The sequence below is a fragment of the Cryobacterium fucosi genome (assembly GCF_004403515.1).
Classification (GTDB): domain Bacteria; phylum Actinomycetota; class Actinomycetes; order Actinomycetales; family Microbacteriaceae; genus Cryobacterium; species Cryobacterium fucosi.
In genome coordinates, this window is sequence record NZ_SOHH01000020.1 from 1 (window position 1) to 25,447 (window position 25,447).

At 69.7% G+C, this 25,447-nt stretch carries 24 protein-coding genes; 8 read left to right on the plus strand and 16 right to left on the minus strand.

Annotated features, from left to right (window positions below; genetic code table 11):
* Positions 1-405: 405 nt before the first annotated feature.
* Both ahcY and E3T48_RS01425 read right to left on the minus strand, forming a co-directional pair.
* Positions 406-1,893, minus strand: coding sequence for an adenosylhomocysteinase (gene ahcY, locus E3T48_RS01420; RefSeq protein WP_134522103.1), 1,488 nt, complete (start codon positions 1,891-1,893; stop codon positions 406-408).
* Between the two features lie 334 nt (positions 1,894-2,227).
* A complete protein-coding gene (locus E3T48_RS01425) occupies positions 2,228-2,446 on the minus strand; it encodes a DUF3499 family protein (RefSeq protein WP_134522104.1) in 219 nt (72 codons plus the stop codon).
* 43 nt (positions 2,447-2,489) lie between these two features.
* Here E3T48_RS01425 and E3T48_RS01430 point away from each other — a divergent pair, with 43 nt between their 5' ends.
* The gene (locus tag E3T48_RS01430) at positions 2,490-2,942 is read left to right on the plus strand and encodes a metallopeptidase family protein (protein WP_134522105.1); all 453 of its coding nucleotides are present in this window, start codon (positions 2,490-2,492) and stop codon (positions 2,940-2,942) included.
* A 258-nt stretch (positions 2,943-3,200) separates the two neighbouring features.
* Complete coding sequence (locus tag E3T48_RS01435) at positions 3,201-3,881, plus strand: hypothetical protein (protein WP_134522106.1); 681 nt, start codon at positions 3,201-3,203, stop codon at positions 3,879-3,881.
* 89 nt (positions 3,882-3,970) lie between these two features.
* Here E3T48_RS01435 and E3T48_RS01440 read toward each other — a convergent pair whose 3' ends face one another.
* A complete protein-coding gene (locus E3T48_RS01440) occupies positions 3,971-5,395 on the minus strand; it encodes a glycosyltransferase family 87 protein (protein ID WP_134522107.1) in 1,425 nt (474 codons plus the stop codon).
* Between the two features lie 111 nt (positions 5,396-5,506).
* On the opposite strand from E3T48_RS01440, the gene E3T48_RS01445 reads away from it, so the two are divergent.
* Together E3T48_RS01445 and E3T48_RS01450 are read left to right on the plus strand one after the other, a co-directional pair.
* The gene (locus E3T48_RS01445; RefSeq protein ID WP_134522108.1) at positions 5,507-6,772 is read left to right on the plus strand and encodes a molybdopterin-dependent oxidoreductase; all 1,266 of its coding nucleotides are present in this window, start codon (positions 5,507-5,509) and stop codon (positions 6,770-6,772) included.
* A complete protein-coding gene (locus tag E3T48_RS01450; RefSeq protein WP_134522109.1) occupies positions 6,769-7,305 on the plus strand; it encodes a hypothetical protein in 537 nt (178 codons plus the stop codon). Before E3T48_RS01445 ends, E3T48_RS01450 begins: the two co-directional genes overlap by 4 nt.
* A gap of 6 nt (positions 7,306-7,311) precedes the next feature.
* Here the strand turns inward: E3T48_RS01450 and E3T48_RS01455 are convergent, their stop codons facing one another.
* Genes E3T48_RS01455 through E3T48_RS01465 form a run of 3 tightly spaced genes read right to left on the minus strand, consistent with a single transcriptional unit; the run spans position 7,312 to position 9,319 of the window.
* Entirely contained in the window at positions 7,312-8,016 is a 705-nt protein-coding gene (locus tag E3T48_RS01455; RefSeq protein WP_134522110.1) for a methyltransferase domain-containing protein, read from the minus strand.
* Positions 8,013-8,654 carry a TIGR04282 family arsenosugar biosynthesis glycosyltransferase gene (locus E3T48_RS01460; protein WP_134522111.1) on the minus strand — a complete coding sequence of 214 codons (642 nt, stop codon included), beginning with the start codon at positions 8,652-8,654 and terminating at the stop codon, positions 8,013-8,015. The genes E3T48_RS01455 and E3T48_RS01460 overlap by 4 nt, the downstream gene beginning before the upstream one ends.
* Positions 8,651-9,319 (minus strand): glycosyltransferase family 2 protein, encoded by a 669-nt coding sequence (locus E3T48_RS01465; protein WP_134522112.1) that lies wholly within the window; start codon positions 9,317-9,319, stop codon positions 8,651-8,653. Before E3T48_RS01465 ends, E3T48_RS01460 begins: the two co-directional genes overlap by 4 nt.
* Before the next feature lie 109 nt (positions 9,320-9,428).
* On the opposite strand from E3T48_RS01465, the gene E3T48_RS01470 reads away from it, so the two are divergent.
* Both E3T48_RS01470 and E3T48_RS01475 read left to right on the plus strand, forming a co-directional pair.
* Positions 9,429-10,175, plus strand: a complete 747-nt coding sequence (locus E3T48_RS01470; RefSeq protein ID WP_338145213.1) for a response regulator transcription factor — start codon at positions 9,429-9,431, stop codon at positions 10,173-10,175.
* Positions 10,172-11,317, plus strand: coding sequence for a sensor histidine kinase (locus tag E3T48_RS01475; RefSeq protein WP_134522114.1), 1,146 nt, complete (start codon positions 10,172-10,174; stop codon positions 11,315-11,317). The genes E3T48_RS01470 and E3T48_RS01475 overlap by 4 nt, the downstream gene beginning before the upstream one ends.
* A gap of 9 nt (positions 11,318-11,326) precedes the next feature.
* Here the strand turns inward: E3T48_RS01475 and E3T48_RS01480 are convergent, their stop codons facing one another.
* The 7 genes from E3T48_RS01480 to E3T48_RS16595 all read right to left on the minus strand — a co-directional run bounded on the left by E3T48_RS01480 (position 11,327) and on the right by E3T48_RS16595 (position 19,726).
* Positions 11,327-12,394 carry an NAD-dependent epimerase/dehydratase family protein gene (locus E3T48_RS01480; protein WP_134522115.1) on the minus strand — a complete coding sequence of 356 codons (1,068 nt, stop codon included), beginning with the start codon at positions 12,392-12,394 and terminating at the stop codon, positions 11,327-11,329.
* A complete protein-coding gene (locus E3T48_RS01485) occupies positions 12,391-13,254 on the minus strand; it encodes an MTAP family purine nucleoside phosphorylase (protein ID WP_241986521.1) in 864 nt (287 codons plus the stop codon). Before E3T48_RS01485 ends, E3T48_RS01480 begins: the two co-directional genes overlap by 4 nt.
* 134 nt (positions 13,255-13,388) lie before the next feature.
* Positions 13,389-14,873, minus strand: coding sequence for a DUF5719 family protein (locus tag E3T48_RS01490; RefSeq protein WP_134522116.1), 1,485 nt, complete (start codon positions 14,871-14,873; stop codon positions 13,389-13,391).
* A complete protein-coding gene (locus E3T48_RS01495; RefSeq protein ID WP_134522117.1) occupies positions 14,863-18,000 on the minus strand; it encodes a glycosyltransferase in 3,138 nt (1,045 codons plus the stop codon). Before E3T48_RS01495 ends, E3T48_RS01490 begins: the two co-directional genes overlap by 11 nt.
* 94 nt (positions 18,001-18,094) lie before the next feature.
* Positions 18,095-18,415 (minus strand): WhiB family transcriptional regulator, encoded by a 321-nt coding sequence (locus E3T48_RS01500; protein ID WP_134522118.1) that lies wholly within the window; start codon positions 18,413-18,415, stop codon positions 18,095-18,097.
* Between the two features lie 143 nt (positions 18,416-18,558).
* Positions 18,559-19,533: a UDP-glucose 4-epimerase GalE gene (gene galE / locus E3T48_RS01505; RefSeq protein ID WP_134522119.1), complete on the minus strand. Its 975-nt coding sequence runs from the start codon at positions 19,531-19,533 to the stop codon at positions 18,559-18,561.
* Between the two features lie 55 nt (positions 19,534-19,588).
* Positions 19,589-19,726, minus strand: coding sequence for a hypothetical protein (locus tag E3T48_RS16595; protein WP_166789591.1), 138 nt, complete (start codon positions 19,724-19,726; stop codon positions 19,589-19,591).
* A 118-nt stretch (positions 19,727-19,844) separates the two neighbouring features.
* Between E3T48_RS16595 and E3T48_RS01510 the strand changes: the two genes are divergently transcribed.
* A complete protein-coding gene (locus tag E3T48_RS01510) occupies positions 19,845-20,801 on the plus strand; it encodes a GlxA family transcriptional regulator (RefSeq protein WP_134522120.1) in 957 nt (318 codons plus the stop codon).
* 212 nt (positions 20,802-21,013) lie between these two features.
* Here the strand turns inward: E3T48_RS01510 and E3T48_RS01515 are convergent, their stop codons facing one another.
* Complete coding sequence (locus E3T48_RS01515) at positions 21,014-22,039, minus strand: hypothetical protein (protein WP_134522121.1); 1,026 nt, start codon at positions 22,037-22,039, stop codon at positions 21,014-21,016.
* Between the two features lie 191 nt (positions 22,040-22,230).
* Positions 22,231-23,523: a mannose-6-phosphate isomerase, class I gene (gene manA / locus E3T48_RS01520; protein ID WP_134522122.1), complete on the minus strand. Its 1,293-nt coding sequence runs from the start codon at positions 23,521-23,523 to the stop codon at positions 22,231-22,233.
* A 132-nt stretch (positions 23,524-23,655) separates the two neighbouring features.
* On the opposite strand from manA, the gene E3T48_RS01525 reads away from it, so the two are divergent.
* Positions 23,656-24,834: an acyl-CoA dehydrogenase family protein gene (locus E3T48_RS01525; protein WP_134522123.1), complete on the plus strand. Its 1,179-nt coding sequence runs from the start codon at positions 23,656-23,658 to the stop codon at positions 24,832-24,834.
* A gap of 346 nt (positions 24,835-25,180) precedes the next feature.
* Here E3T48_RS01525 and E3T48_RS01535 read toward each other — a convergent pair whose 3' ends face one another.
* The gene (locus tag E3T48_RS01535) at positions 25,181-25,447 is read right to left on the minus strand and encodes a metal-sensitive transcriptional regulator (RefSeq protein WP_134522124.1); all 267 of its coding nucleotides are present in this window, start codon (positions 25,445-25,447) and stop codon (positions 25,181-25,183) included.

Here is a 25,447-nt window from a genome sequence, read left to right on the forward strand (position 1 = left end):
CGAACAACCCTGCGGCTTTCGTTTTGGGGCAACTTGTCTAAGTTACCTGCCCCGGCAATCCCTGTCAAATCAAGGCCTGCAGACCATTCCGAGCACGCCAAAGCACACCAAAACAACCCGCCACCTCAACCGCACAAACCAACCGGAGAGAATAACTAGCTTAGGCCTCCAACACACCAAACTCCACCCGGAGCGGCACACTCAGAAACCCGTAAACCATGGTCCCACCTGAGGCCGGGAAGCACAGCGGCTTTCCGCACCTTTGGGGTACGTGAGAACACTACGGCCCCCCACCCCACCCGTCAAAACCCCACCCCGCCCGGGCGTGTCACCCCACCCACCACCCGCTCNGCATCCGTCACGGATGCGGGCGCGCGACCTGCAGGGGCCGGGCGAGGGCAGGGCTCAGTAGCGGTAGTGGTCGACCTTGTACGGGCCCTCGATCGGCACACCGATGTAGGCGGACTGCGCGGGCGTGAGCACAGTCAGCTCGACGCCGAGCGCGTCGAGGTGGAGCCGGGCGACCTTCTCGTCGAGGTGTTTCGGAAGCACGTAGACGCCGACCGGGTACTTCTCCGGGTAGCAGTAGAGCTCGATCTGAGCGAGCACCTGGTTGGTGAACGAATTGCTCATCACGAAGGAGGGGTGGCCGGTTGCATTGCCCAGGTTCATCAGGCGTCCCTCCGAGAGCACGAGAACGCTCCGCCCGCTCGGCAGGCGCCACTCGTCCACCTGAGGCTTGATCTCGACCCTCGCCGCGCCGGCCAGGGATTCCAGCGCCGCCATGTCGATCTCGTTGTCGAAGTGGCCGACGTTCGCGATGATCGCGAGATGCTTCATCCGGAGCATGTGGTCGACGCCGATGACGTTGAAGTTGCCGGTGCCGCTGACGAAGATGTCGACCTGTTCGACGACCGATTCGATCCGGGCGACCTGGAATCCGTCCATGGCGGCCTGCAGGGCGTTGATCGGGTCGATCTCGCTCACGATCACCCGGGCACCCTGGCCGCGGAGTGCCTCGGCTGCACCCTTGCCGACGTCACCATACCCGGCGACGAAGACCACCTTTCCACCGATGAGCACGTCGGTGGCTCGGTTGAGCCCGTCCGGCAGCGAGTGGCGGATGCCGTACTTGTTGTCGAACTTCGACTTGGTGACCGAGTCGTTCACGTTGATCGCCGGGAAGAGCAGGCTGTCGGCGCCGGCGAGTTCGTACAGACGGTGCACACCGGTCGTGGTCTCCTCGGTGACCCCTGCAATGGCGGCGGCGATGACGGTCCAGCGGTCCGTCGACGAGGCCAGTGACCGGCGGAGGACATCGAGGACAACCCGGTACTCATGGCTGTCGGCGTCAGTGGTGTCGGGAACCGCTCCGGCCAGCTCGAATTCGCGGCCCTTGTGCACGAGCATCGTGGCGTCGCCGCCGTCATCGAGGATCATGTTCGGGCCGGTCCAGGTCTCGCCCGCGGCGGCCGCTTCGGTGCTCCAGTCGAAGATCTGCTCGGTGCACCACCAGTAGTCCTCGAGCGTCTCGCCCTTCCAGGCGAAGACGGGAACGCCGGCCGGAGCTTCGGGCGTGCCCGTTGGCCCGACCGCGATGGCTGCGGCGGCGTCATCCTGGGTGGAGAAGATGTTGCAGCTGGCCCAGCGGACCTGGGCACCGAGGGCGACGAGCGTCTCGATCAGCACGGCGGTCTGCACCGTCATGTGCAGGGAGCCCGCGATGCGGGCGCCGGCGAGAGGCTTCGACTCGCCGAATTCGGCGCGGAGCGCCATCAGCCCGGGCATCTCGTTCTCGGCGAGGCGGAGCTGGTGGCGTCCGGCCTCGGCGAGCGCCAGATTGGCGATCCGGAAGGCGGGCACGGTGGACGAGGGGGACGCGACAACAGTCATGCCACTATCCTGCCATCCCCTGCCCCGTCAAATTCGACGGAGATTTTGGCGAGAACGGGCCCGAGAACGCGATCTCGGGCCGAATCAGCCAAAACCTCCGTCGAATTCGACCGGGGACGGGATGTCAGCGGGCGGAGCCGACCGGTTCGGCTTCATCTACGGCGCCGGTGACGGGGCCGGCTTCCGCGACAAGGACGGGGCCGGCTTCCCCGACAGGGACGGGGCCGGCGTTCAGCCCCAGCAGCACCCGAGATTCAAGCCTCTCGGATCATCACGAGCACCGATCATCACGGGCGCCGCTCCGAAATGCCCTCCTGACAAAAATCCCTGCATATCAGTCGCGGGGCTGGGCCGGCATCGTGCGCAGGCGCACGAGCTGCCAGCCCTGAGGCGCCGAGGTGCGGCGCGCGTGCCGGTCGCACAGGTCGAAGCTGTGCGGCTCCCGGACCAGGGAGAGCGGCCCGAGCACGGCCATCGAATCGCCGTAGTCGAAGGTGAGGGTCGCCACGGACTCATCCGGGCAGGCGACGCGGGAACAGGGTCTGGAAGACATTGCCCTCAGGCTACCCTCACCGCGCCGGAACTAGGATGTGACCATGTCCCGAATCCGCCGCGCCGCCGCACCGACGCCCGCGCCGACCCAGCGCGGCAGGGGCCGTGACCGGCACGGCCGCGGCATCCGCAGTTCGGTCACCGGCCCGTTCCTGCCGCCGCTGCAGACTCGGATCACCCAGTTCGACATGACTGTGGCCTCGACCATCGACTATTTGCGGTCGGTCTGGCCCGACGAACTGAGCACCGTGACCTTCGAGGTTGCGGCCGGACCGTACGCGGTGATCCCCGGCGTCGGGGTCGAGCGGTGGACCGTCACCGCGGCGGAACGCCGGATCGTGTTCTACCGTCTGCCGATCCAGCGCCTCACCCGGTTGCACCGCAACGACGACCTGCACCGGAGGATGGTCATCGAGAGCTGCGTGTTCCGCGCGATCGCCGAAATCCTCGGCAAGGACCCCTGGGACCTGGCACCGGACCGGTTCCGCCACTTCTAGGCGAACGCCAGCGCAGCACCCGCTTCCCGAGCGGCCGAGGATTCCTCGGCCGCTTTTTCGTGCCCGGGCGGAGGCGCAGCGCTGACGTCTCGACGGCCAGGAGGCCCGCAATCACCCGGCCGGTAAGCACGATCGGGACCAATTCGGTTTTTTTCCAAACCGATTCGGCGTTCGAACCGAACCCCTGACAGCACCACAAGCCGCTCCACCTTCACCGCAACACCCCACGACCACCCACACAGACAGAAGGATCATACCATGCGCTCATTTTCCAAGGCCACCATCAGCCTCGCCACTGCCGGGCTGCTCGTCGCCGGCCTCGCAGCCTGCTCCAGCGGCGCCGAGGCCAGTGGGTCGGCGTCCAAGCCGTCCGCCTCCTCCTCCGCCGAGGCCACCCCGAAGCCCGTCGCGTCGATCCCCTCGCTCAAGGGCGTGGACACCGCCGTTCTTCTCGACGCCGACTTCGCAGCGGCGCTGACCAGCCTGGGACTCACCCCCGGCACCGTCGGAACCGCCACCCTGGTCGACGGCAGCCTGCACTTCCCGATCACCGGCGGAAACGTGGACTACTACGACCCGAACGAGAGCTACCGTCCGTTCGTCCAGGGCTCGATCGAGCACTCGGGTTCCGGCTTCTCGCTGACCGCCGGCGACACGACGGTCGAACTGACCAACTTCACCATCGACCCCGGATCCTCGAAGCTGTTCGGTGACGTCAGCGTCAACGGCACCTCCGCGGCCACCCAGGTGCTGCTCTTCAACCTCTACGGTGGCACGCTCAAGCCGCTGCAGATGGACGGCGACAACGCCATCCTCGAAGGCACCACCGTGCACATCTCCGCCGAGGCCGCCGGCCTGCTGAACAGCACGTTCAAGACGGAGGCCGTCGCCGACCAGCTCCTCGTCGGCATCGCGAAGATCACCGTCGCGACCAAGTAACACCCGACCGCGACCCGCGTCGCGCAAGAACAGGCGCCTTCGTCTCCTCGACGAAGGCGCCTTTTTTGTGCCTCGGGGTGGTCGCCGGCTCAGGCGGTGACCGATTCGGTCCTGGTCCCCTCGCCGGCCGGACTCCCCTGCGGCGGCCGTCTGCGGAGAAGGCGCCCGAGCGCACCCGGACCCGCCCGGCGGAGCGAGATGACGACGATGAGGATGACTGCCGCGATGAGGGTCACCCGGGTGAGCTGAACGGACGGCACCAGCATCCGGACGCTGAGGGCGATCGGCACGGCGAGCCACTCCCAGCGGCCGCTCAGGGCGACGAACGGCACGAGCAGCAGTGCGTACCACGGGTAGCGGGGGCTCAGGATGATCAACGTGCTGCCGATCATCACTAGCTGGCCGAGCCAGGGATTCGCCGGGTCGGTCTTCCACAGGGTGAGAGCGGCGACGGCGGCGAGCAGGATGCCCGCGACGACGATCGCGGCCCCGCCGGGGGCGACCAGCGAGACGAGCGCGAACCGGGTTCCGTCCTGATACCCCTCCTCGGTGAGATAGCCGGGCAGGTAACCGAGGACGCCGATTCCGGTCGCCAGGACGTAGGGGACGTAGAGGAGGAGGAAGGTGGCGGCGGCGGCGACGGTCACCTTCCAGCCCTGTCTGCGGAGCAGGGCCGGGGCCGCGATCACCGGGATCAGCTTGGTGGCGATCGCCGCGCCGAGGGCGATTCCGCCCCGCCAGTAGCGTTCCCTGGTGACCAGGAAGGCGGCGGCAACGGTGAAGACGACTCCGAGCATGTCTACGTGGGAGTTGGTGACGGCCTCGGACGCGACGAGGGGGCACCACGCCCACAGCGCCGCGTGGCGCAGGTCGATGCCGCGGCGGCGCATCCCGAACAAGAGCATCACGGTGGTGCCGATGCTGAGCAGCAGCCCGGTCAGCTGCAACGGCCAGTAGGCCGGCCCCGGCCCGGTGACCGCACGCACTCCGGTGAAGTAGAGTTCGGCGGCGGGCGGATAGATGGTGGGGACGCGGGTGCGGTTCAGCGCCGAGCAGAGCAGATCGCCCGGCCCGGTTCGGGGCACGGCCTGGATGCGTTCGCCGACGCAGCGGGCGGTGCCGTCCGCACCGACCTGCGGGGCCGGGAACAGCCAGTCCGGCCGCAGCGAGTCGAGACGAGGGTCGGAGGGCACGTACGCATACGGCGAGATGCCGGCGTTCGCCACGATGCCGTCCCAGGCATACCGGGCCGAGTCGGTGCTCGTGTTGGGCGGCCCGGTCATGGCGGCGGCGCCGATCCCGAGCGAACCGGCCAGGATGAGCACCACGACGGCCCGCCCTCGGACGCCCCGGAGCGCGATCACCGCGGCGGCGAAGAGCAGCCAGGCGGCAGCGAGGGCAACGACCAGCGGCACCGTGTCCCGGCCGGGCGAGAACAGGTCGAAGCTTCGCACCCCGAACCAGGTGAGGACCGCGCTGGCGGCAAGGAGCAGGGAGACGACAGTGATTCGCACAGTGCCATCCTGTCGGAGTCCCGGCCCGGTCACCGGACCTGGGCGTGCGCGCGTCATCGAACCGTAAGGATTCCGGCCCCCCTCAGCCGCTCGAAACTGGTGCAATGGAACATGCGCCGTTTGATGTACGAAGCCCAGCGATCCCTGGCGTCGCCGGCGCGCAACCCGCGGATGGCGACGGTGATCGGCCGCCTGCTCGGGGCCGCGTTCCTGATTTGCTTCGGTACCGGGCTGTACAGCCACTTCCTGCAGCAGCCGCTGCCGGGGATGCGCTTCGCCACCCGGCCGGAGTTCCTCTACCAGTTCACCGAGGGAACCCACATCATCGCCGGGATGGCGTGCTTTCCGCTGCTGCTGGCCAAGCTGTACATCGTGTTCCCCGACCTCTTCGCCTACCCGCCGGTGCGTTCCTTCGTGCACCTTCTCGAACGGGCGTCGATCGCCCTGTTCGTGGGCGCGTCCCTCGCACAAATCACTATCGGGCTGCTCAACACGTACCAGTGGTACCCGTGGCCGTTCCCGTTCCGGCAGGTGCACTTCGCCCTGGCCTGGGTGCTGATCGGTTCGCTGGCGCTGCACATCGGCATCAAACTGCCGATCATCGCCCGGTTCTGGCGCAAACGCGCCGACTACGGGCCCGGCACCGATCACCTCACCGATGCGGTACCCGTCGAACGCGTCGCGGGCACCGAGGCCGATCGCCTGTGGGGAAGCAGCCGGCCGACCGGCCTGACCGGCCGGCTCATCGCCTACCTGGACGCCACCCCGCCGGCCGCCGAGAAGGTGAGCCGTCGCGGATTCCTCGCCACGGTCGGCGTCGCCGTCGCCGCCGTTGTCGGGCTGACCGCTGGCCAGACGTTCGCGCCGCTCGACGCGGTGAACGTCTTCGGTCCTCGCAAGAAGGGCGTCGGCCAGCAGGGCGTTCCCGTCAACCGCACCGCGAAGCAGGCGAATGTGACCGAGGCGGTCATCGCCGGGTGGATGCTCACGGTCGCCCACGGCGGCGTGGAACGCAGTTTCACCCGGGCCGAGCTCGAACGGATGCCGCAGACCGAGGTCACGCTCCCCATCGCCTGCGTCGAGGGCTGGAGCCAGATGGCCGCCTGGCGCGGCGTTCGGCTGCGCGACCTCGCCGACCTCGTGGGCGCCGGCGAGGACACCTCGTTCCGGCTGGTCAGTCTCGAACCGCGCGGCAGCTTCCGGCAGACCCAGATGGGCCCGGAATATGTGCGGGACCCGCTCACCCTGGTGGCGCTCGAACTCAACGGTGAGACCCTCGACCTCGAGCACGGCTACCCGGCGCGGATGATCGCCCCGGGCCGGCCCGGAGTCCTGCAGACGAAATGGCTGAGTCGAATCGAGGCGATCACCGCGTGAACCAGGTCAGCACACCGTCATTCGCGCCGGCGCCGGAGCCGGAGCAGGCAGCGCCCGGCCCGGCCATGCGGGTGGCGCGCGCCAGCCTCATCCTTGTCGGCGCCGCCGCCCTCGTCTGGGGAGTCTGGGTCATGTTCGACACGGTGCGGATCGCCCGGCTCCCCGGGGTGGCTCTCTGGGTCGGGGCGGCGATCGTCGTGCACGACGCCGTCATCGCCCCCGTGCTGTTCTTCGCAGGGGTGCTGCTGCGGCGGGCCGGCCGGCGTCTGGCCGGCACGGTCATCGCCGTCCTGCAGGGCGCGATCGTGCTGGGTTCGATCATGACGCTGATCGTCGTTCCCGCGATCGTGGCCCAGACCCAGGGTCGGGCACCGCAGAACCCGACCGTGCTTCCCTTGGACTACGGCACGAACCTGGCCGTGTTCTGGGTCGTGATCGCGGTTCTGGCCACGGCCGCATCCGCCGTGCTCTACGCGCGCAGCAGGCGGGCCGAGGGCAGGCGGTCGGCCGTCGGCCCAAGCGCTGAACCCTAAGCGACCCTAGGCGCGCAGCAGCCGGGCGAACCAGCGACCGTCGAGCCGCCAGTCCTCGGCCACGACCAGTCCGGCGTCCCCGGCGCGCTCGCGCAGGCCCGCCAAGCCGAGCTCGGCCCAGGGGAAGACCGCGCTGCGGCCGCCGGAGGCATCCTCGATCGTTCCGTCGTAGCGGTCATCCGTGTCCGGATCATGGCTGAGCTCCACCAGCAACGCGCCGTCCGGGGCGAGCAGTGCGGCGCAGCGGGCCAGCAGCGCCGACGGGTCGCCGCCGATGCCGATGTTGCCGTCCACGAGCAGCGCGGCCGCCCAGGCGCCCTCGAGCGGCATCGGGTCGAAGACGCTCCGGCGGAGCACGCTCAGTCCTGAATCCACGGCCATCCGCACGGCAGTCGCCGACACGTCGATGCCGAGGGCGGAGAGCCCGAGTCCCATCGCCGCGCGGACCATCCGACCGGGCCCGCAGCCGATGTCGAGCACCGGGCCGGCGATGCCGGCGAGCAGGCGGAGGTCGGTGGCGTCGGCATCCGCGCTCCACCGCCCCGCGTCGATCGGGAACGGCTCGGCGTGCGGCTCCGCACGGGCACGACGCAGGTAGAGCACGTTTTCGGCGTTCCGCAGCGCCGCGGCGTACGGCTCCGCCCCGCCGGCGCCGAACGTCGACGGTTCGAAGAGCTCGTCCCGGGCCTCGGTCCGGGCCAGGAGCGTCATCGGGTCGTCCCGTTCCCGCTTGGCACGAGCATCGCCGCCAGCGCCGCGGCGAAAGTGCCGTCCGGCGCGACGCCGGCGACGGTGTGCGCGTCGTCGATCGTGTCGACATCGGTGAGGGTGGGGAGGAACGCCACGTGCAGGCCCGCCGCGCGCAGCCGGTCGAGCTGGCGGGCGCCCGTGTCGTCGCGTGACATCGGGATGCCGCGAATCAGGTCCCCGTCCGGCTCGGCGAGCGCGAGCGCCCAGAATCCGCCGTCGTCGGCGAAGCCGAACCAGGCGTCGATGTCGTCGGTCCAGCCGGTGAAGACCGGTTCGAGGAGGGCAGTGCTGACCTGCGGGGTGTCCATCCCGATCAGCACCGTGGGTTCGTCGCAGTGGTCGAAGATCGCGGCGAGGCGTTCGTCGAGGCCGCCGTCGACCTGGGGAAGGATCTCGAAGCCCGCCGCAGCACTCGGCGTCGCGACACCGTCGAAGGCCAGGATGCGCCGGGTGGCCGGCAGGGCCGACACGGCCCGCAAGGTGTCATCGAGGCTCGCGGCGGCGAGCTCGGCCGCCTGGGCCAGGCTCAGCGGCGGGTGCAGCCGGGTCTTCACCCTGCCGGGCAGGCACTCCTTCGCGATGACCACCAGGATCGTCATCGCCGGGTCTCCCTGAGGAGGGCGGACATGTCCGCGACGGCGGTAAACGTTCCCTGCACCGTGCCGGTCACCTTGCTGCGGCCGACCCGCGGCGAATAGGTGGTGTCCACTTCACGGATGCGCCAGCCGGCCTCAGCGGCACGGAGGAACATCTCCAGGGGGTAACCGCTGCGGCGGTCCCGGAGGTCGAGGGAGAGCAGGTCTTCGCGGCGCGCGGCGCGCATGGGGCCGAGATCATGGATGTTCACACCGGTTATTCGGCGCAGTCGCCAGGACAGACTGGTATTCGCCATCCGGCTGTGCCACGGCCAGGCCTTCGGCACGCTCGCCCGGCGCCGGCCGAGCACCAGGTCGGCCTCCCCCGCACGCACCGGGTCCACGACCAGGGGGAGTTCCCGCGGGTCCATCGACGCGTCGGCATCGCAGAAGGCGACGATCGGCGCGGTCGCCGCGAGGAGACCGGCATGGGCGGCGGCTCCGAATCCGCGCCGCTCCTCGTGCACCACCAGGGCCCCGGCTGCGGAGGCCACCTCGGCCGACCCGTCGGTGGAGCCGTTGTCGACCACGATGGCGCGGTATCCCTCCGGCAGCCGGGACAGTACCCAGGGCAGTGCGCCCGCTTCGTTCAGGCACGGCAGCACGAGGTCCACCTGGATCAGAGTCATGATTCGACACTAGGGGGGCGGAGGGTGCGGAACGGCTCAAGAAGATTACGGCCTGAGGAAGGATCCGGCACGATCCGGGCGCGGGGCAGGTCGGCTCTATCCTGAGATCGTGACTTCTTCAGCAGGGCTCCAGGACCGGCGCGTCCTCGTCATCGACGACGACCCGACGGTCTCCGAAATCGTCAGTCGCTACCTGCGTGCCGCCGGCTTCAGAGTGGACGAGGCCCCGGACGGACCCGACGGGCTCCGCAAGGCCGAGGAGCTGCGCCCCGACCTGGTCGTGCTCGACCGGATGCTGCCCCTGCTCGACGGCATCGAGGTCTGTCGGAGGATCCGGGCCAACTGGTCGATCCCGGTGATCATGCTCACCGCGCGGGGCCAGGAGGAGGACCGGATCGACGGCCTCGAAGCGGGGGCCGACGACTACCTGGCCAAACCGTTCTCGCCGCGCGAACTGGTGCTCCGCGTGCAATCGGTGTTGCGCCGCAACGTCGCGGGATTCGTCCCGGAGGGACTGGTCACCATCGGCGATTTCACCCTCGACTCGTCCGCTCATGAAGTGCGGCTGCGCGGCGAACCCCTGGTGCTCACCGCCCGCGAATTCGACCTGCTCGCCTACCTGATCTGGCGGCCGCACAAGGTGCTGAGCCGGGAAGACCTCCTGCGTTCGGTGTGGGGCTGGGAATTCGGCGACCTGTCCACGGTCACCGTGCACGTGCGCCGGCTGCGGGAGAAGATCGAGGCCGACTCGGCGCATCCGCGGCTGTTGAACACGGTCTGGGGGGTCGGCTACCGGTTCGACCCGGTGCCTCTGGGCCGCCCGGACGAGGCCACTGCGGCAGGGACCTCCCGATGACCCTGGACGTCCTGGCCACCGTGTCGCTCTTCGCGCTCGCCTGCGCGGTCGTCGTCGGAGCGCTCGGTCTGCTGGTCCTTCGGATGCTGTCCCGCTCCTCCCTGGTGCTGCAGCTGATGATCGTCGCCCTCGCCGCCGTGGTCTCCGTGGTCGGCGGGATGGCGGCGGTCGCCTCGCAGATGTACGTCTCCAAACACGACCTCACGATTTTCTACTGGGTCGCCGGGGTGGCCGGCCTCGTGTCGCTGGCCATGGCCGCGGTGCTCGGCCGCAGCCTCGTGCGGGAGGGACGTGAGCTGCGCTCGGCCGCGGCGAGCATCGGCCGCGGCGAACGGGTCGTCGCGGCGGAACGGCACAGCAACACCGAGTTCGCGGCGCTGGCCGGCGAGCTGGCGGCGACGGGTGAGCGCCTCGCCGAGTCCCGGGCGAGGGAGAACCGGGTGGAGGACTCCCGCCGGGAGCTGATCGCGTGGATCTCACACGACCTGCGCACCCCGTTGGCGGGCATCCGGGCGATGGCCGAGGCCCTCGAGGACGGCATGGCGGAGGACCCCGGCCGGTATTACGCGCAGATGCGCGGGCAGGTCGACCGGCTCTCCGGGATGGTCGACGACCTGTTCGAGCTGTCGAGGATCCACTCCGGCACCCTGCGCCTGGCCGTTGAACCGGTCTCGCTCTACGACCTGATCAGCGACACCGTCGCCGGTTTCTGGCCGGTCGCCCGGGCGAAGTCCCTCGATCTCCGGTTCGAGGGCGAGACCGGTCTGACCATCCTCGCCGACCCGCGCGAGTTGTCGCGGGTGGTCGGGAACCTGGTGATGAACGCGATCCAGCATTCCCCGGCCGGCCTGGCGATCGTGGTCTCCGTCACCGAGAACGAGGACGGACGCGCGGTGATCTCGGTGCAGGACTCTGCGGGCGGCATCCCGGAGCACGACCTCGGCCGGGTCTTCGAGGCCGGCTGGCGCGCGAGCGAACCGCGCACCCCGGCGTCCGAGCCCACCCGGTCCGGCGGGGCGGGGCTCGGCCTGGCCATCGTGCAGGGAATCGTGCAGGCCCATCACGGCGAGGTGGTCGTGCGGAACGTGCCGGGCGGATGCCGCTTCGAGGTGTTGCTGCCCCGGCATCCGGTCGCGGGCTGACCGGCCGGTCTAGCGCCGAACGGCAGCCCGCAACGGGGCCGTGGCGAATTCCTCGACGCCGCGTTCGAAGGTGAGCGCCGGCGCCCAGCCGAGTTCGGTGCGGATGCGCTCGGACGACGCGGTGATGTGCCGCACGTCGCCGAGCCGGTATTCCCCGGTCACCACCGGGTCGGGTCCGCCGCAGGCGCGGCTGAGGGCCTCGGCCATGTCCCCGATGGTGTGCACCGTGCCGCTGCCGACGTTGAAGGCCCGGAAGGTGGACGCCGCGGTCTCCCCGGTCCAGTCGAGAGCGGCGAGGTTGGCCGAGGCGATGTCCGCGACGTGCACGAAGTCGCGGCGCTGAGCGCCGTCTTCGAAGACGCGGGGAGCCTCGCCGCGCTCCAGGGCCGAGCGGAACAGCGAGGCGACGCCGGCGTATGGCGTGTTCTGCGGCATCCCGGGGCCGTACACGTTGTGGTAGCGCAGGGCGGCGACCCGGCCACCGGTCGCGCGCGCCCACGCGGAGGCCAGGTATTCCTGGGCGAGCTTGGTGGCGGCGTAGACGTTGCGCGGGTCGAGCGGGTCCTGCTCGGTGGTCAGCGCTGGTTCGAGCCGTTCGCCGGTGATCTCGTCGACCGGGTCGAAGAGGCCGGCTGCCAGGTCGGCCGCCCGGCGCGGCCCCGGCCTGGCCGGGCCGCGGGAACCACGGAAGCTGCCCTCGCCGTAGACGACCATCGACGAGGCCAGCACGAGCCGGTCGACTCCGGCCGCTGTCATCTCGGCCAGAAGCACGGCCGTGCCGACCTCGTTGCTCCTCACGTAGTCGGGGGCGTCGGAGAAGTCGACGCCGAGCCCGACCTTCGCGGCCTGGTGGCAGACGAGGTCGATGTCCCGCAGCGCAGCGGCGACGACGACGGGGTCGGTGACATCGCCGACGATCACGTCGACTCCCGGGTCGACGGCGGGCAGTGCCCCGTGCACGTCGCTGCGGAGGGAGTCCAGCACGCGCACGCTCCACCCTCGTTCGAGCGCGGCGGTGACGATTGCGCCGCCGATGAAGCCGGCGCCGCCGGTCACGAGAAGGCGCGGGGCGTTCACAGCGGGAGCCCGTGTCCGGGGGCCGCCGGCCTGGCGAGCACCGCGGCGACCTGCTCCGGGTCGACCAGCCGGCGGGGCGCGTAGTCGCCGGGAATCGAACTCAGGATCGCGTCGATGGCGGCGAGGATGCGAGGCTGGGCGTCGGCGAGCCGGGCGAACACGAGCGTGGCGGAGACGGCATCCGCGTCGGTCCCCTCCTCCGGTGACAGCCCGGCGTCGGCGTCGGTGACGAAGGACAGGTTGACCGTTCCGATGTTGAGTTCGGAGGCGAGCACCACCTCGGGGTACTGGGTCATGTTGACGATGTGCGCCCCGGCCGCCCAGAACCAGAGCGACTCGGCCCGGGTGGAGAACCGGGGACCCTGGATCACGACGACCGTGCCGGCCGGGACGAAGTTCTCCTCGAGGCTGCCGAGCGCGTCGATGGCCGTGCGGCGGAGGACGGGGTCGAACGGGTCGGCGGCGGCGAGATGGGCGACGCTCCCCCGGTCGAAGTAGGTGTCGGCTCGGCCGGACGTGCGGTCGATGAACTGGTCGGTCACGACGAGGAGGCCCGGCGGGTACTCGGGGCTGACGCCGCCGACCGCCGAGGACGAGACGATCGCGGTGACACCGAGCGAGGCCAGCGCCCAGATGTTCGCCCGGTAGTTGATCAGGTGCGGTGCCTCGGTGTGCCCGCCGCCGTGCCGGGGCAGGAAGGCGACCCGTCGGCCGGCGCGCTCACCGATGGTGATCGGCGCCGAGGGACGGCCGTACGGCGTGTCAACCTCGATCGAGGTGGACGTTCCGGCGTCGAAGAGCCGGTAGAGGCCGGAGCCCCCGATCACGGCGATCGTCACGGGCTCGGTCGGCTCGGTCACGGCTGGCTCCAGAGGTTCAAGGGACACATCCGCCCAGTCTGCCAGCCCCGACGGCGGGGCTGGGTCTTTTCGCGAGCCCCGTCGTCGTCTGAGTGGGCGATCGGCGCAGGCAGGCGATCAGCGGGAGTGGACGATCAGTGCGGGTAGACCTGGATCGGCGCGGCCAGCGGCCCCGCCTGGCTGAGGGCGAAGGACGACACCATCCCGGCACCGGAATAGCCGACCGAGGCGATCGTCGTTCGACCGCCGGAGACGAGGTAGCGAGCGGATGCCGCGAGCGGCAGGGTCCCTGACTTGCCTGCCGGAACGGTGACCTCGATCGGCGGGCCCGTCTCGGGGGTCGCGGTGTAGGTCGCGTCGTCGTCGGAGGTGTTCACAAGGTGCAGCGCCGGGCCGGGTCCGGGCGCGACGGCGACGAGGAAGTCGTCGGCGAGCGTTCCGGATGCCGCGAACCAGGCGAAGTCCTTGCCGGCGGTCCCGGCCGAGGGGGCCTGAGCTGCGGCCACGATCGGGCGGTCCGAGCTGAGTTCGACCGAGTAGGCCCCCGGCGCGAGTCCGGTCAGCGGCACGTCCGTGGCGATTCCCGGCTGGACCTCCACCTGCACCGAGGAACCGGCAGGCTTGCCCTCTTCGCTTTCGATTCCGACTTGTTGTCCGCTCTCACTCACCACGCCGAGCTGCACGGTCGCGGCGGTGTCGCCGGGCACGAGGATCCGCACCGACGGGATGTCGTCGGCGACCCCGCTGCTGTCCGTCGCCGCCGGAGCCGCCTGCGTGGTCACGAGCAGTCCGGCGATGCGCTGGGTGCGCCCCGGTCCGGCGGACGACCCCAGAATATCGACGCCACCCGGCTCGATGCCCCGGACGACGCTCTGCTGCAGGGATGCCGCGACCTGGCCGCCGTGGGAGGAGACGTACACGACCGGCGAGCGGAGGTTCGGGGCCAGGCCGGCGAGGGAGACGATCCGTTGGGAGCCGGGCTGCACCAGGATGCCGGTCGACCCGGGCGCGTTGACCGGGCCTGCCTCGCCATAGACCGTCAGGTCGACCGTTGCGACGACTGTGCTGGGATTGCTGAGCAGCACGAGGCTGGTGCGGCCCACATCGGTGGAGCCCCCGACGAGCCACGCCTCGCTGACCGCTTCGGCGCAGGCAGCGACGGCCAGGCCGGCGAGCGACTCGGCCGCGGCGGTCTGGGACTGACTCGCGGCGACGAGCGGGGCCGTGGTCGCGCCGTCCTGCACGTCGACCCGGAGCAGGCGCGGTGCGCCGTCCACGTCGCTCTTCCCGTTGTCGGGCGCCGCGAGCTCCGTGGATGACGGACGAATCCAGTCGGAACCGGCCGAGGCCGCGTGCGCGCCGAAGGCGGCATCCGCCGGCCCGACGGAGGTGGCGGCCTGGGCCTGGGTCGAATCCTCGGCGAGGGTCAGGAGCGGACCGGGGCACACCCGCTGCTGCTCTGTCGGCACCGGCGAGACCAACACGGATGGCGGTGACGTCTCGAGGGTCGGCCAGGGGACGACCGCCGCGGCGCCGACGACGCCGACGGCGACCGCGAGGACTGCCGTGCCGGCAAGGGCCCGGGCACCGAGGAGGGCCATTCCACGTCTACTTGGCATCGTCATCCTCCTCCTGGGGGGTCGTTGCTTCCGGGGTGTCGTTTGTACTGGCGGGGGCGTCGGGGGCGTCGGCGTCACGGGCGTCGGCGTCGGGGGTTTCGGCGTCACGGCCGGAGTCCGGGGCCGGGGCGGCATCCGCATCGGCATCGGCATCGGCATCGGCATCCGCATCCGCATCGGCCACAGCATCGGCCACGGCCATGACGGGCGGCTTGGCTTTCGCGGCCCGCTTCAGCTCCCTGGCGTCCGCCTTCCTCGAGCGGGCACCGGCCCTGGCGCTCTGTCGAATCGCGTCCCGGTTCGCCTGGCGCACGGCCTCCGGTCCTGCGCCGGTCGGAACGGAGAGCAGCACGGTCGCCCCGATCACGAGGGCCGCGACGAGCGCGAAGATCAGCCCGAGCGGGCCGCCGGCGGTTCGGGGGATCGCGCCGATCGCACCGGGCACGGGTTCGGCGTCATGCCGCCACAGTCGGCCGAACGCGGTGTCGCCGACCGGGACCAGCGCGGCGTCACCGTCGAGCGCGGTCGTCGAGCGCGCCGCCGTTTCGAGGGCTGCGGAGCTCACGGGGGCTGCACTTCCCGGGCCGGTCGGGACGACCGCCGCCGGGCGCAGGAGAACGAATCGGATGCCGAAGTCGGCCAGCCCGCCTGCCGCATCCAGCCCGCTGCGCGAGGCGAGGTTGCCGGCCAGCGTCGCCAGCTCCCGTTCCGTGGCGGAGATCGTACCGTCCGTGCTGCTCAACGTCGACTGGTCGTCCAGGCTGGCTCCGTCGCCGCGAACGATCGTGGCCAGGATGCCGCCGTCCGGCTGGGGCACGATCTGCAGGGTGCCGACGCGGGCATCCGTTCGGGCCTCCGCCGAGACGAACGCGGGCTGACTCCGATCGGTGCCTTCCTGAACGACGCTGGTGCCGAGCGGCAGGGCCGCCACCAGGGGGGCAGCCACGATCACCAGGGTGATCACGGCGCTGACCGCCGGGGCGATCGAGAATCGCCGCATGCTGCGAAGCGCGAACACGACGGCGCCGACGAGACCGAGCCAGGCCAGGCTGAGACCGGCTCCGGGCCAGATGTTCACGGTCTGGGAGCCGATCGACGACAGGAACAAGTGGGTCGAGGCGACCGCAGTGGCGAGGCCGAGCAACACTGCCAGGAAGGCGAAGCCGGCGCCCCTCGCCCCCGGGAGGAACATCGAGGCGGCCGCGAGCAGGGCCAGGGGAATGAGAAGCACCGGGACGAGGATGGACGCGTGCACACCGGGCAGTCCGAGCATTTCGAGCAGCGGGGTCCAGCCGCCGAGCTCACCGGTCGGGAAGCCGAGCATGAGCTGCCAGACCGACACGGCGGCACTCGGCACCGGCGCCCCGGGGTCGGCGAGCAGGGCGAGCCAGTTTCCGCGCAGCCCCTGGTCCCAGACCAGGGGGGCGGCGAGGGCGAGCGCGGGCAGCGGGATGCCGAGGTAGCGCATGACCGCACGACCGCTGGCCAGGATGGACACCAACCAGACGACCAGGAGGGCGGGGGCCAGCGACGGCGCGCAGGCGACGATCGCGGCGAACAACAGTGCGGCCGAGGCGGACGCGGACCAGGACCGGGCGGCCGCGTAGCCGGCGAAGAACAGCCACGGGAGCAGCAGGTGCACGAGAATCGCGGCCGGGCGGCCCGCCGCGAGGGCGCTGAGGAACGTCGGGGCGAGGATCCACAGGGTGGCCGCGACGGCACGGATCGATGCCCGGTGCGACAGGCGGCTTGCCGCGAGCCAGGCACCCAGGGCCGCCAGCGGAAGGGCAAGGAAGTAGAGCAGGACCAGGGCGAAGGACGGCGACCAGAAGGTGAGCGAGCCCAGGACTGCCAGGACGGCGGCGAAGGGGTCCGCCGCGCCGACGAAACCGAGCCCGATGTCCCGCCAGCCGTAGCCGACTCCGGCCCACAACTCGGCGGGGGTTCCCGACAGGGGCAGCAGCGCGCCTCCGGTCAGGGTGCGAGCACCGAGCAGGGGTGCCAGGATGGCAACTCCGGCGACTGCCGCGGCGATCACCGTCCAGGCTCCGCCGCCGGAGAAGAACCGGATCTCGGGCCGGTCGCCCCTCGCCCCGGTGAGGCTCGCCTCGCGTCTGAGCGCGTGCCGGCGGCGCACCTCGGCGGAGGACACGCGCAGGCTGGCGATCGATCCCCAGCCCAGTGTGCGGGTCGCGGCGAAACGGCGCCGTGCGGCCGAGACCCGGATCCCGCTGAAGGCTGCGGCGAACGCGGCCGAGAACTCGCCGACGACGGCACCCGGTTCCTTCTGCAGCAGCTGGCCGACGGACCGAAGCAACGCCAGGGGAACCAGGCCGAACCAGTGCACCGGGATCATCCAGCGCCGGGAGTAGACGAGGCGGCGGTGGAGCTGGGCGGCACGAACGGCACGCACGCGTTTGCGCCGTGCCCGGCCGCGTGAGGACCCGCTGGGGCCGGCCACGCCGTCGCCGGCGGACGCGACGCGTGCGGCGGCGACCACGGAGACGCGGTAGCCGGCCATCCGCACGCGCACGCAGAAGTCCAGGGAATCGTCCGCGGAGGGCAGTGCCGGGTCGAAACCGTTCAGGCGTTCCCAGACGGTGTGCCGCACGAGCATCCCGCCGGCGCTGACGGCGAGCACGTCGCTCATGCCGTCGTGCTGCCCCTGGTCCAGTTCGCTCTCGACGAGGGTGACGGTCGCGCCACCGGGCGTCATCGACTGCCCGAATTCGTGGATGTAGTCGCGCGCGTGCCAGTCCATCACCTTCGGGCCGGCCACGGCCACCGATGGCGCGATTTCGAGCTCGCCGAGTTGCGCGGCCAGGGCGCCTGGCTCGGGGGCACTGTCCTGGGCCAGGAGCCAGAGCATTTCCCCGTCGGATTCGGGGGGCGCTGTCACGCGCAGGGCAGCGGCGATGGCCTCCCCGAACGTGAGGTCGGCGTCGGCGGAGATGAAGTGGGTGGGGCCGTAGGCGGCCAGGAGCGCGGCGGTGGTGTCCGTGGATCCGCAGTCGACGGTGATGACGACGTCGGGCTGACGGGTTTGACGACTCAGAGCCTCGAGGGTTCTCTCGAGGTGCTTCGCGCCGTTTCGGGCAACAAGGATGGCGGTGACTCTGGCATGCATATCGGTCACAGCCTAGGTTGGTCCGCGCCGAACGCCGGGGAAGCGCGGGGGCGCGCCTGAAATCCGCCTCCAGGATGGAACGACGGCGACGGGGTCAGCCGACGCGTTTGCGGAGTTTACGGCGTTCGCGTTCGGAGAGCCCGCCCCAGATGCCGAAGCGTTCGTCATTCGCGAGCGCGTACTGCAAGCACTCGGTTCTCACCTCGCAGGAGGCGCAGATCTTCTTCGCATCGCGAGTGGAGCCGCCCTTCTCGGGGAAGAATGCCTCGGGATCGGTCTGCGCGCAGAGCGAATCCGACTGCCAGGACAACGGATCGCCGTCGCCCGTTTCCTTGCGAACTCCGGGGACACCCAAACGAACCGGATCAATGAACCAGTCCTCAGGAACCCCGGAACGATACTCAGACTGCGTCATATCGTCTCCCACCCCACTGCAAAATGTGCCCGAATTACCCGTCAGCACTAATTACAGCCGTGTAATTCCCTGCCGTCAAGTCGCAGATACTAAACCCTCAATATTGGCTGGAGAGTTTCGACTCGCCGATTCGCAATATTGGGTCAGATGTGCGGGGCGGATGCCGCCTGCCGGGACGCCCAGGCGCTGCCCACCATCTCTTCGAGGCTGTGCCGCATCTCCCAGTCGAGGTCCCGGGCGGCAAGCTCCCCCGACGCCACAATCCGATCCGGGTCGCCGGGCCGGCGAGGCCCGATCACCGGCGTGAACTCGATGCCGGTCACGGCGGAGACGGTCGTCATGATCTGGCCGACCGACACTCCGTCGCCGCTGCCGAGGTTGTAGACCGGGAGGATCGGCTCGCCGGCATCCAGTCGCCTGGCCGCGGCGACGTGGGACACGGCGAGGTCGGCGACGTGGATGTAGTCCCGAACGCAGGTGCCGTCGGGCGTGGCGTAGTCGTTGCCGTTGATGCTCGGGGTGCGCCCGTCGATCAGGGCGTCGAAGACCAGGGGGAAGAGATTGTGGGGGCTGGTGTCGCGCAGTTCGAGCGCTCCGGACCCGACCACGTTGAAGTAGCGCAGGGAGGTGTGCGTGAGCCCCACCGCGATGCCCTGGTCCCGCAGGAGCCACTCGCCGATCAGCTTGGACTCGCCGTAGGGCGACTCGGGGCTCTTCGGCGTGTCCTCGGTGACGAGGTCGGTGTGCGGGGTGCCGTAGACGGCGGCGCTCGAGGAGAACACCATCCGGTTGACGCCGGATTCCTGCATCGCCGCCAGGAGGGTGGCCGTGGCGGTGACGTTCTGCTCGTAGGTGTGCAGCGGCCGCTGCACGGAGACGCCGGCGTACTTGAACCCGGCGACGTGCACGACCCCGGTCACGTCGTGTTCGGCGAAGGTGTGCATCAGGAGGTCGCCGTCCAGGATGTCGCCGTGGACGAACGGAACCGAGTCAGGCACGAAGTCGGCGTGGCCGCTGGAGAGGTCGTCGACGACGACGACGTCGATGCCCTCGGCGAGGAAGGCCCGGACGATGTGCGAACCGATATAGCCGGCGCCGCCGGTGACAAGCCAAGCCATCTGAACCTCGCGGGATCATGCGGCAACCCTGCATTGCCGCGCGTCCAGCCTAGCCTCAGCCCTGCCGTGCCTCTGGTCGCCGATTCCGCTGCGCGAGTTCCGGCCGGCCCAGACCGTCGTTGCGGAGGCCGAGAATGGTCGCGACGACGCCCCAGAGCACGAGCAACACGATAGCCACTGTGATGATGATCATGGCAGGAATTCTACGTATTGTGTTTTCCTGCCGCGAGTGGCAGAATCGCCACTGATCGTCGGATTCCTGCCATTCCGGCGTCCCGCCAGTCACTCGTCCTGTCGACAGGGGAACCGTCATGCTGGGAAAAATCGTGTGCGTCACCATGCCGGGAATGGCGCTGTTCGAGTTCGGCGTCATCTGCGAGGTCTTCGGAATCGACCGGAAGGAGCACGGCGGCCCGGTCTTCGACTTCCACGTCACCGCTGCAGAGCCCGGACCGGTACGCACCAAGCTCGGTTTCGACATCGTGGTCACCGAAGATCTCAGCGCGGCCGATGACGCCGACCTGGTCGCCGTCCCGGCCTACCAGGAGGGCGTCGGCATCCATCCCGAAATACTTCGGGTCGTGCGCGAGGCCGAGGCTCGCGGAGCGTGGGTGCTCAGCGTCTGCAGCGGGGCGTTCGTGCTCGGCGCGGCGGGCATCCTCGACGGCAGGCGCAGCACCACCCACTGGATGTACACGGATGCCCTTGCCCGGGCCTATCCGAAGACCGAGGTCGACCCCGACGTTCTGTTCGTGGAAGACCGGAGGGTGGTCACCGGCGCCGGGACCGCAGCCGGCATCGACGCCGCCCTGCACATCGTGCGCAAGGAGCTGGGCGCGGCGGCCGCCAACATCATTGCCCGGCGCATGGTTGTGCCGCCGCAGCGCGACGGCGGGCAGTCCCAGTTCATCCAGGCGCCGGTCTCCGACTGCCGGAGCGATTCCTTCGCCGCGGTCACCGAGTGGATGCTGCACAACCTCGACCGGGAACTCACGGTCGACAGCCTGGCCCGCCAGTCGCTGATGTCTTCGCGCACCTTCGCCCGCCGTTTCCGCGCCGAGCTGGGCACGACGCCGACGGCGTGGCTGAACCGCCAGCGGCTGCTCCGGGCCCAGCAACTGCTCGAGGAGACCTCGCGGAGCCTCGAGGAGGTGGCCGCGGACACCGGGTTCGGAGCCGCAGCGGTGATGCGGCACCACTTCGTCAAGGTGCTCCAGACCACCCCGACGGCGTACCGCCGCACGTTCGGCGGCAGCCGGGTCACCTGACCCGCCGGGGCGCGGCATCCGTTCCCGTTCCCGTTCCCGTCCCCGTTCCCGTCCCCGTTCCCGTTCCCGTTCCCGTTCCCGTCCCCGTCCCCGTCGAATTCGACGGTGATTTTCCGGAAATCACGGCTTTTCCCGGTTATTCGACCTCGAAACGGTAAAAAGTCCGTCGAATTTGACCGGCCGGGACCGCCCGGGAGGACCGCGTGTGCTCGTCAGTGCTCGTCTACGTCGCTCAGGCGGGGCGTGCGTGAGGTCGAGCGCGGCTGCATGCGCCAGGGAAAGGCCGGGAATTCCGTCTGTTTCGCAAGTCGGTAGTCGTCGGCGAGGGCATTGGACATGGCCTCTGCGCAGAGCGGCCATTTGCGGCGGAACAGAGGGTAGCTGAACCGCAGTACACGCCCGTTCTTGCGCGCCACGAGGATGTCGCGTTCGCGGTCGACGGCGAAGGCCTCCGGATTGTCGTGCCAATTCGCTCCATCGACCTCGACGAAAACCGCCGGCCCGATTTGACCGTCCAGGAAACCGACACCCGCGACGAAAGGCTGCGGAACGAAAGGGATTCCGGCATCGAGCGCGAGAAGGCGGAATTCCGTCTCGCCGCCCGATCCCGCACGCCCGTCGACCTGCGAGCGCCAGGCTTGAACACGTTGAGGGGCGCGGGCGAAAATCTCGTCGAGATCCGACTCCACGATCCCGGCACCACCGTCTCGCCTGCTGTGCAGCGCCGCGTCAAGACACACAATCGACGTGACCCGGTCGTGGTTTTCCAGCACATGCACGAGCGCATCAATCACACTCGTTCGCCACCGGAATGACGCGTTCCGATTGGTTGCGGCATCATTCCAGGTCACGCGGTATCGGTGACCGTCTGATTGATCGAACGGCGCCCGCATGTCGTTGGGCCTTCGCAGTCCGCGGGCGGCATCGGGCACCGTGACATGGATCTTTTTGGTCTCCGGGGTCCAGATTCCCCAGGTGCGCAGGCAACTCAACCCGGCCAGGCGGCCGCCGATCCTGAAAGCCTCCGCAGCGAACCCTGGCACGGAGGGGACGGAGTACCACCCCTTGCGAATCCGCACGATCGTCCCTTGATTCACTGCGCGGCGAAGATCCCGATCTGACCAGCCGTTCGACAGCAGGACGGCACGTTTGACAAACAATCCGAGTTCGGCAATGTCCGTCGGCAGCGAGCGCATGCCGGGCAGCATCGCACCGAAGAGGCGGGCGGCCGGCGACATCCGCCGATGTGTGGATGCCCCGCGGAATCGTCGCCTGCGGTGGATAAGTTACGCGCGCCTCCGCTGCTCCCTCATTCGCGTCGGGCCCGTCAAATTCGACGGAGATTTTGCCGAGAATGGCCCGAAACCCGGCATATCCGGCCATATACGGCAAAAAGTCCGTCGAATTCGACGGACGAAGGCCGGGCCGGTCAGGGGGTGGTGGCCAGGAACACGTCGCCGGAGCCGGCGAAGGTCAGGGTGCCCTCGTCCGGTGTGATGTAGACCGATTCGCCGCGTTTGAGGGTGACGGATGACGCAGCCCCGGCCACGAGGAATCCGCCGCTCGTGCAGATGGCGATACCGGGTCCCGCCAGCGTGAACTGGCGCATCGGGACACCGGAGGCGGCGTCGGCCGCATCCGTTGCCGGCTGCGCCGTGATGTGCACCAGGGCGAAGTCGTCCACCGCAGGGCGGTACTCGGCGACGCCCGGCGCGTGGGACACCGGGGCGAGGTAGGGCACGGGGAGCGACGTGAACTCGAGCACGTCGAGCAACTCGTCGACGTCGATGTGCTTGGGGGTGAGCCCGCCGCGCAGCACGTTGTCGGAGGCCGCCATCAATTCGACGCCGAGTCCGGAGAGATAGGCGTGGATGTTGCCGGCCGGCAGGTAGAGCACCTCTCCGCGGCGCAGCGACACCCGGTTGGTGAGCAACGAGATGACGATGCCGGGGTCTCCCGGGTAGGCGACGGCCAGCGTGCGCACGGTGTCCAGCTCCAACGGGAACTCGAGGATGGCGCCGCCATGGACGAGGCCGACCGCACTCTCGGCGAGGGCGACCACCCGTTCGACCAGCCAGGCGACCTCGCCGCTGTCTTCCCCGCGGCCGTCGCGCAGCAGCCAGTCGACGGTGTCGCGGAGGGCCTCCGGGCCGAGCAGCCGCTGCTCCAGGGCGTCCAGGGCGCCGGGCTGCGGGTCGTCGCTCGCCACGTCGAGGGCACGGAGCTCGCCGAGGATACGACGGATCTCCACCGGCTCGCGGAACCCGCAGAGCGCGTCGAAGCTCTCGCTCAGGGCGAGAATCACCTCGGGCTTGTGGAACGGGTCGCGGTAATTGCGCTCCGCGGCGCCGACCGGGATTCCGGCCTCATTCTCCAGGGCGAAGCCCGAGCGGGCGCGTGTCATGGTGGGGTGCGCCTGCAGGGAAAGCGGGCTCGCCGCGGCCAGGATCTTCATCAGGAACGGGAGGCGGGGTGCTCCGCCGGAGGCCTCCACCAGTTCCCTCCCGAGGGCGACCTCGGGGGCCGCCTCGATCCAGTCGGTGAGGGTGGCGTAGCCGCCGACCTGCTCGGGGTCGGTGATGACCGACGGCGAGCCGGGGTGGGCGCCCAGCCACAATTCGGCCTCGGGCTTGCCGGTCGGGGCATACCCGAGCAGTGCCGGGATCGCGCTGATGGATCCCCAAGCGTAGTCCCGGGGTGAATTGGCGATGCCCACAAACATGCTGGCTCCTGTACTGCTCGGTTTAGACCAAACTACCAAGCGCTTTCGGCCGCACCGACCCGCCCCCTAGGCTGGCGAGAATCCGCCGATCGCCGCACGCGAGGCCGTCGCACCCTGCAATGGAGCATCCAGATGACTTTCGAGCTACTTCCCGGTGACCTCTACGGCTATGAGGGCCTGCTCACGGACCAGGAGAAGACGGCCCTGACCAACCTGCGCTCTTACCTCGAGTCGGATGTACGGCCGATCGTCAACGGATGCTGGGAGCGCGCCGAGTTCCCGGAGGAGGTCGTCCGTCCGCTGGCGAAGCTCGGGACGTACTCCTTCGGCTGGCCGGAGACACGGCCGTTCGCGAACTCGGCCGTGTTCCGCGGCTTCGTGGCGCTGGAGATCGCCCGGGTGGACGCATCCGTCGCCACCTTCGTCGGAGTGCAGAACGGGCTGGCCTGCGGCACGATTTCGGTGACGGGATCGCAGGAGCAGCGTGACGAGTGGCTGCCCCGGCTGGCTTCGGGCGAGATCGTCGGCGCGTTCGGGTTGACGGAGCCGCTCTCCGGCTCCGACGCGGCACAGGGTCTCCGCACCACGGCCACCCGGGACGGCGACCTCTGGCGGCTGAATGGGGCCAAGCGCTGGATCGGCAATGGGACCTTCTCGGACATCACGATCATCTGGGCGAAGGACACCGCGGACGGGCAGGTCAAGGGCTTCATTGTGCACACTGATGCTCCCGGCTACACGGCCACCAAGATCGAGGGCAAGATCAGCCTGCGTGCCGTGCAGAATGCCGACATCACCCTCGACGACGTCGTGGTTCCCGAACGCAACCGGTTGCAGAACGCGAACTCGTTCAAGGATGCGGCGAAGGTGCTGCGTTTGACCCGCGCCGAGGTGTCCTGGGCGGCCGTGGGAACGGCGATGGGTGCCTACGAGGCAGCCGTGGCGTATTCACGGGAACGTGTGCAGTTCGGCAAGGCGATCGGCGGGCACCAGCTGGTCCAGGATCTGCTCGTGAAATCGCTCGGCAACATCACCGCGAGCCTGGCGATGGTGGTGCGGGTCTCGCAGATGCTCGATGAGGGCAGCCAGCGCGACGAGCACTCCGCTCTTGCCAAGCTCTACACGACCGCGAGGATGCGCGAGACGGTGGCCTGGTGCCGTGAGCTCTTCGGCGGAAACGGGATCGTGCTCTCCTACGACGTGGCGCGCTTCTTCTCGGATGCGGAGGCGATCTACTCCTACGAGGGCACCCAGGAGATGAACACCCTGATCGTCGGGCGCACGATCACGGGGCAGGCTGCCTTCGTCTAGCGCCCGGTGGTCGAGCCCTCCCCCGGTGGTCGAGCCCGCCGAGACCCGGTGGTCGAGCCCTCCCCCGGTGGTCGAGCCCTCCCCCGGTGGTCGAGCCCGTCGAGGCCCGGTGGTCGAGCCCTCCCCCGGTGGTCGAGCCCGTCGAGGCCCGGTGGTCGAGCCCTCCCCCGGTGGTCGAGCCCGCCGAGACCCGGTGGTCGAATTTGACAGTGAGGTCCGTCCCAAATTCAGGTGTGGAGCTCGGAACAGTGCGACGGATGCCCGCCGGCGCCTTGACATGGCGCGGTTCTCCTGAATTCGGAACGCACTCGACCACCGGGGACCGACGGCGCCCGTCAGGCCAGGGTCAGGCCAGAGTCAGGAACAGTTTCTCGAGCTCGTCCACGGTGAGCGAGTTCGCCGCGTCCGGGTTGTCGAGGCACTCGCGCATGGCCGTCGAGACGATCACGAAGCCTGCGCGGTCGAGGGCGCTCGACACCGCGGCGAGCTGGGTGACGACATCCTTGCAACTGCCGCCTGCCTCGACAGCCGTGATCACCGCGGCGAGCTGGCCCTGGGCTCGGCGGAGACGGTTGATGATCTTCTTCTGCTGGGCCGTGTCGTCGGTCGTCAT

Coding starts and splice junctions, on each gene's coding strand:
- E3T48_RS01525 (WP_134522123.1), top strand. CDS start 23,656: ATGACTTTCGAGCTACTTCCCGGTGACCTCTACGGCTATGAGGGCCTG.
- E3T48_RS01495 (WP_134522117.1), bottom strand. CDS start 18,000: ATGCATGCCAGAGTCACCGCCATCCTTGTTGCCCGAAACGGCGCGAAG.
- E3T48_RS01475 (WP_134522114.1), top strand. CDS start 10,172: ATGACCCTGGACGTCCTGGCCACCGTGTCGCTCTTCGCGCTCGCCTGC.
- E3T48_RS01430 (WP_134522105.1), top strand. CDS start 2,490: ATGTCCCGAATCCGCCGCGCCGCCGCACCGACGCCCGCGCCGACCCAG.
- E3T48_RS01500 (WP_134522118.1), bottom strand. CDS start 18,415: ATGACGCAGTCTGAGTATCGTTCCGGGGTTCCTGAGGACTGGTTCATT.
- manA (WP_134522122.1), bottom strand. CDS start 23,523: ATGTTTGTGGGCATCGCCAATTCACCCCGGGACTACGCTTGGGGATCC.
- galE (WP_134522119.1), bottom strand. CDS start 19,533: ATGGCTTGGCTTGTCACCGGCGGCGCCGGCTATATCGGTTCGCACATC.
- E3T48_RS01510 (WP_134522120.1), top strand. CDS start 19,845: ATGCTGGGAAAAATCGTGTGCGTCACCATGCCGGGAATGGCGCTGTTC.
- E3T48_RS16595 (WP_166789591.1), bottom strand. CDS start 19,726: ATGATCATCATCACAGTGGCTATCGTGTTGCTCGTGCTCTGGGGCGTC.
- E3T48_RS01445 (WP_134522108.1), top strand. CDS start 5,507: ATGCGCCGTTTGATGTACGAAGCCCAGCGATCCCTGGCGTCGCCGGCG.
- ahcY (WP_134522103.1), bottom strand. CDS start 1,893: ATGACTGTTGTCGCGTCCCCCTCGTCCACCGTGCCCGCCTTCCGGATC.
- E3T48_RS01535 (WP_134522124.1), bottom strand. CDS start 25,447: ATGACGACCGACGACACGGCCCAGCAGAAGAAGATCATCAACCGTCTC.
- E3T48_RS01425 (WP_134522104.1), bottom strand. CDS start 2,446: ATGTCTTCCAGACCCTGTTCCCGCGTCGCCTGCCCGGATGAGTCCGTG.
- E3T48_RS01515 (WP_134522121.1), bottom strand. CDS start 22,039: ATGTCGCCGGCCGCCCGCCTCTTCGGTGCGATGCTGCCCGGCATGCGC.
- E3T48_RS01465 (WP_134522112.1), bottom strand. CDS start 9,319: ATGACTCTGATCCAGGTGGACCTCGTGCTGCCGTGCCTGAACGAAGCG.
- E3T48_RS01490 (WP_134522116.1), bottom strand. CDS start 14,873: ATGCCAAGTAGACGTGGAATGGCCCTCCTCGGTGCCCGGGCCCTTGCC.
- E3T48_RS01455 (WP_134522110.1), bottom strand. CDS start 8,016: ATGACGCTCCTGGCCCGGACCGAGGCCCGGGACGAGCTCTTCGAACCG.
- E3T48_RS01460 (WP_134522111.1), bottom strand. CDS start 8,654: ATGACGATCCTGGTGGTCATCGCGAAGGAGTGCCTGCCCGGCAGGGTG.
- E3T48_RS01435 (WP_134522106.1), top strand. CDS start 3,201: ATGCGCTCATTTTCCAAGGCCACCATCAGCCTCGCCACTGCCGGGCTG.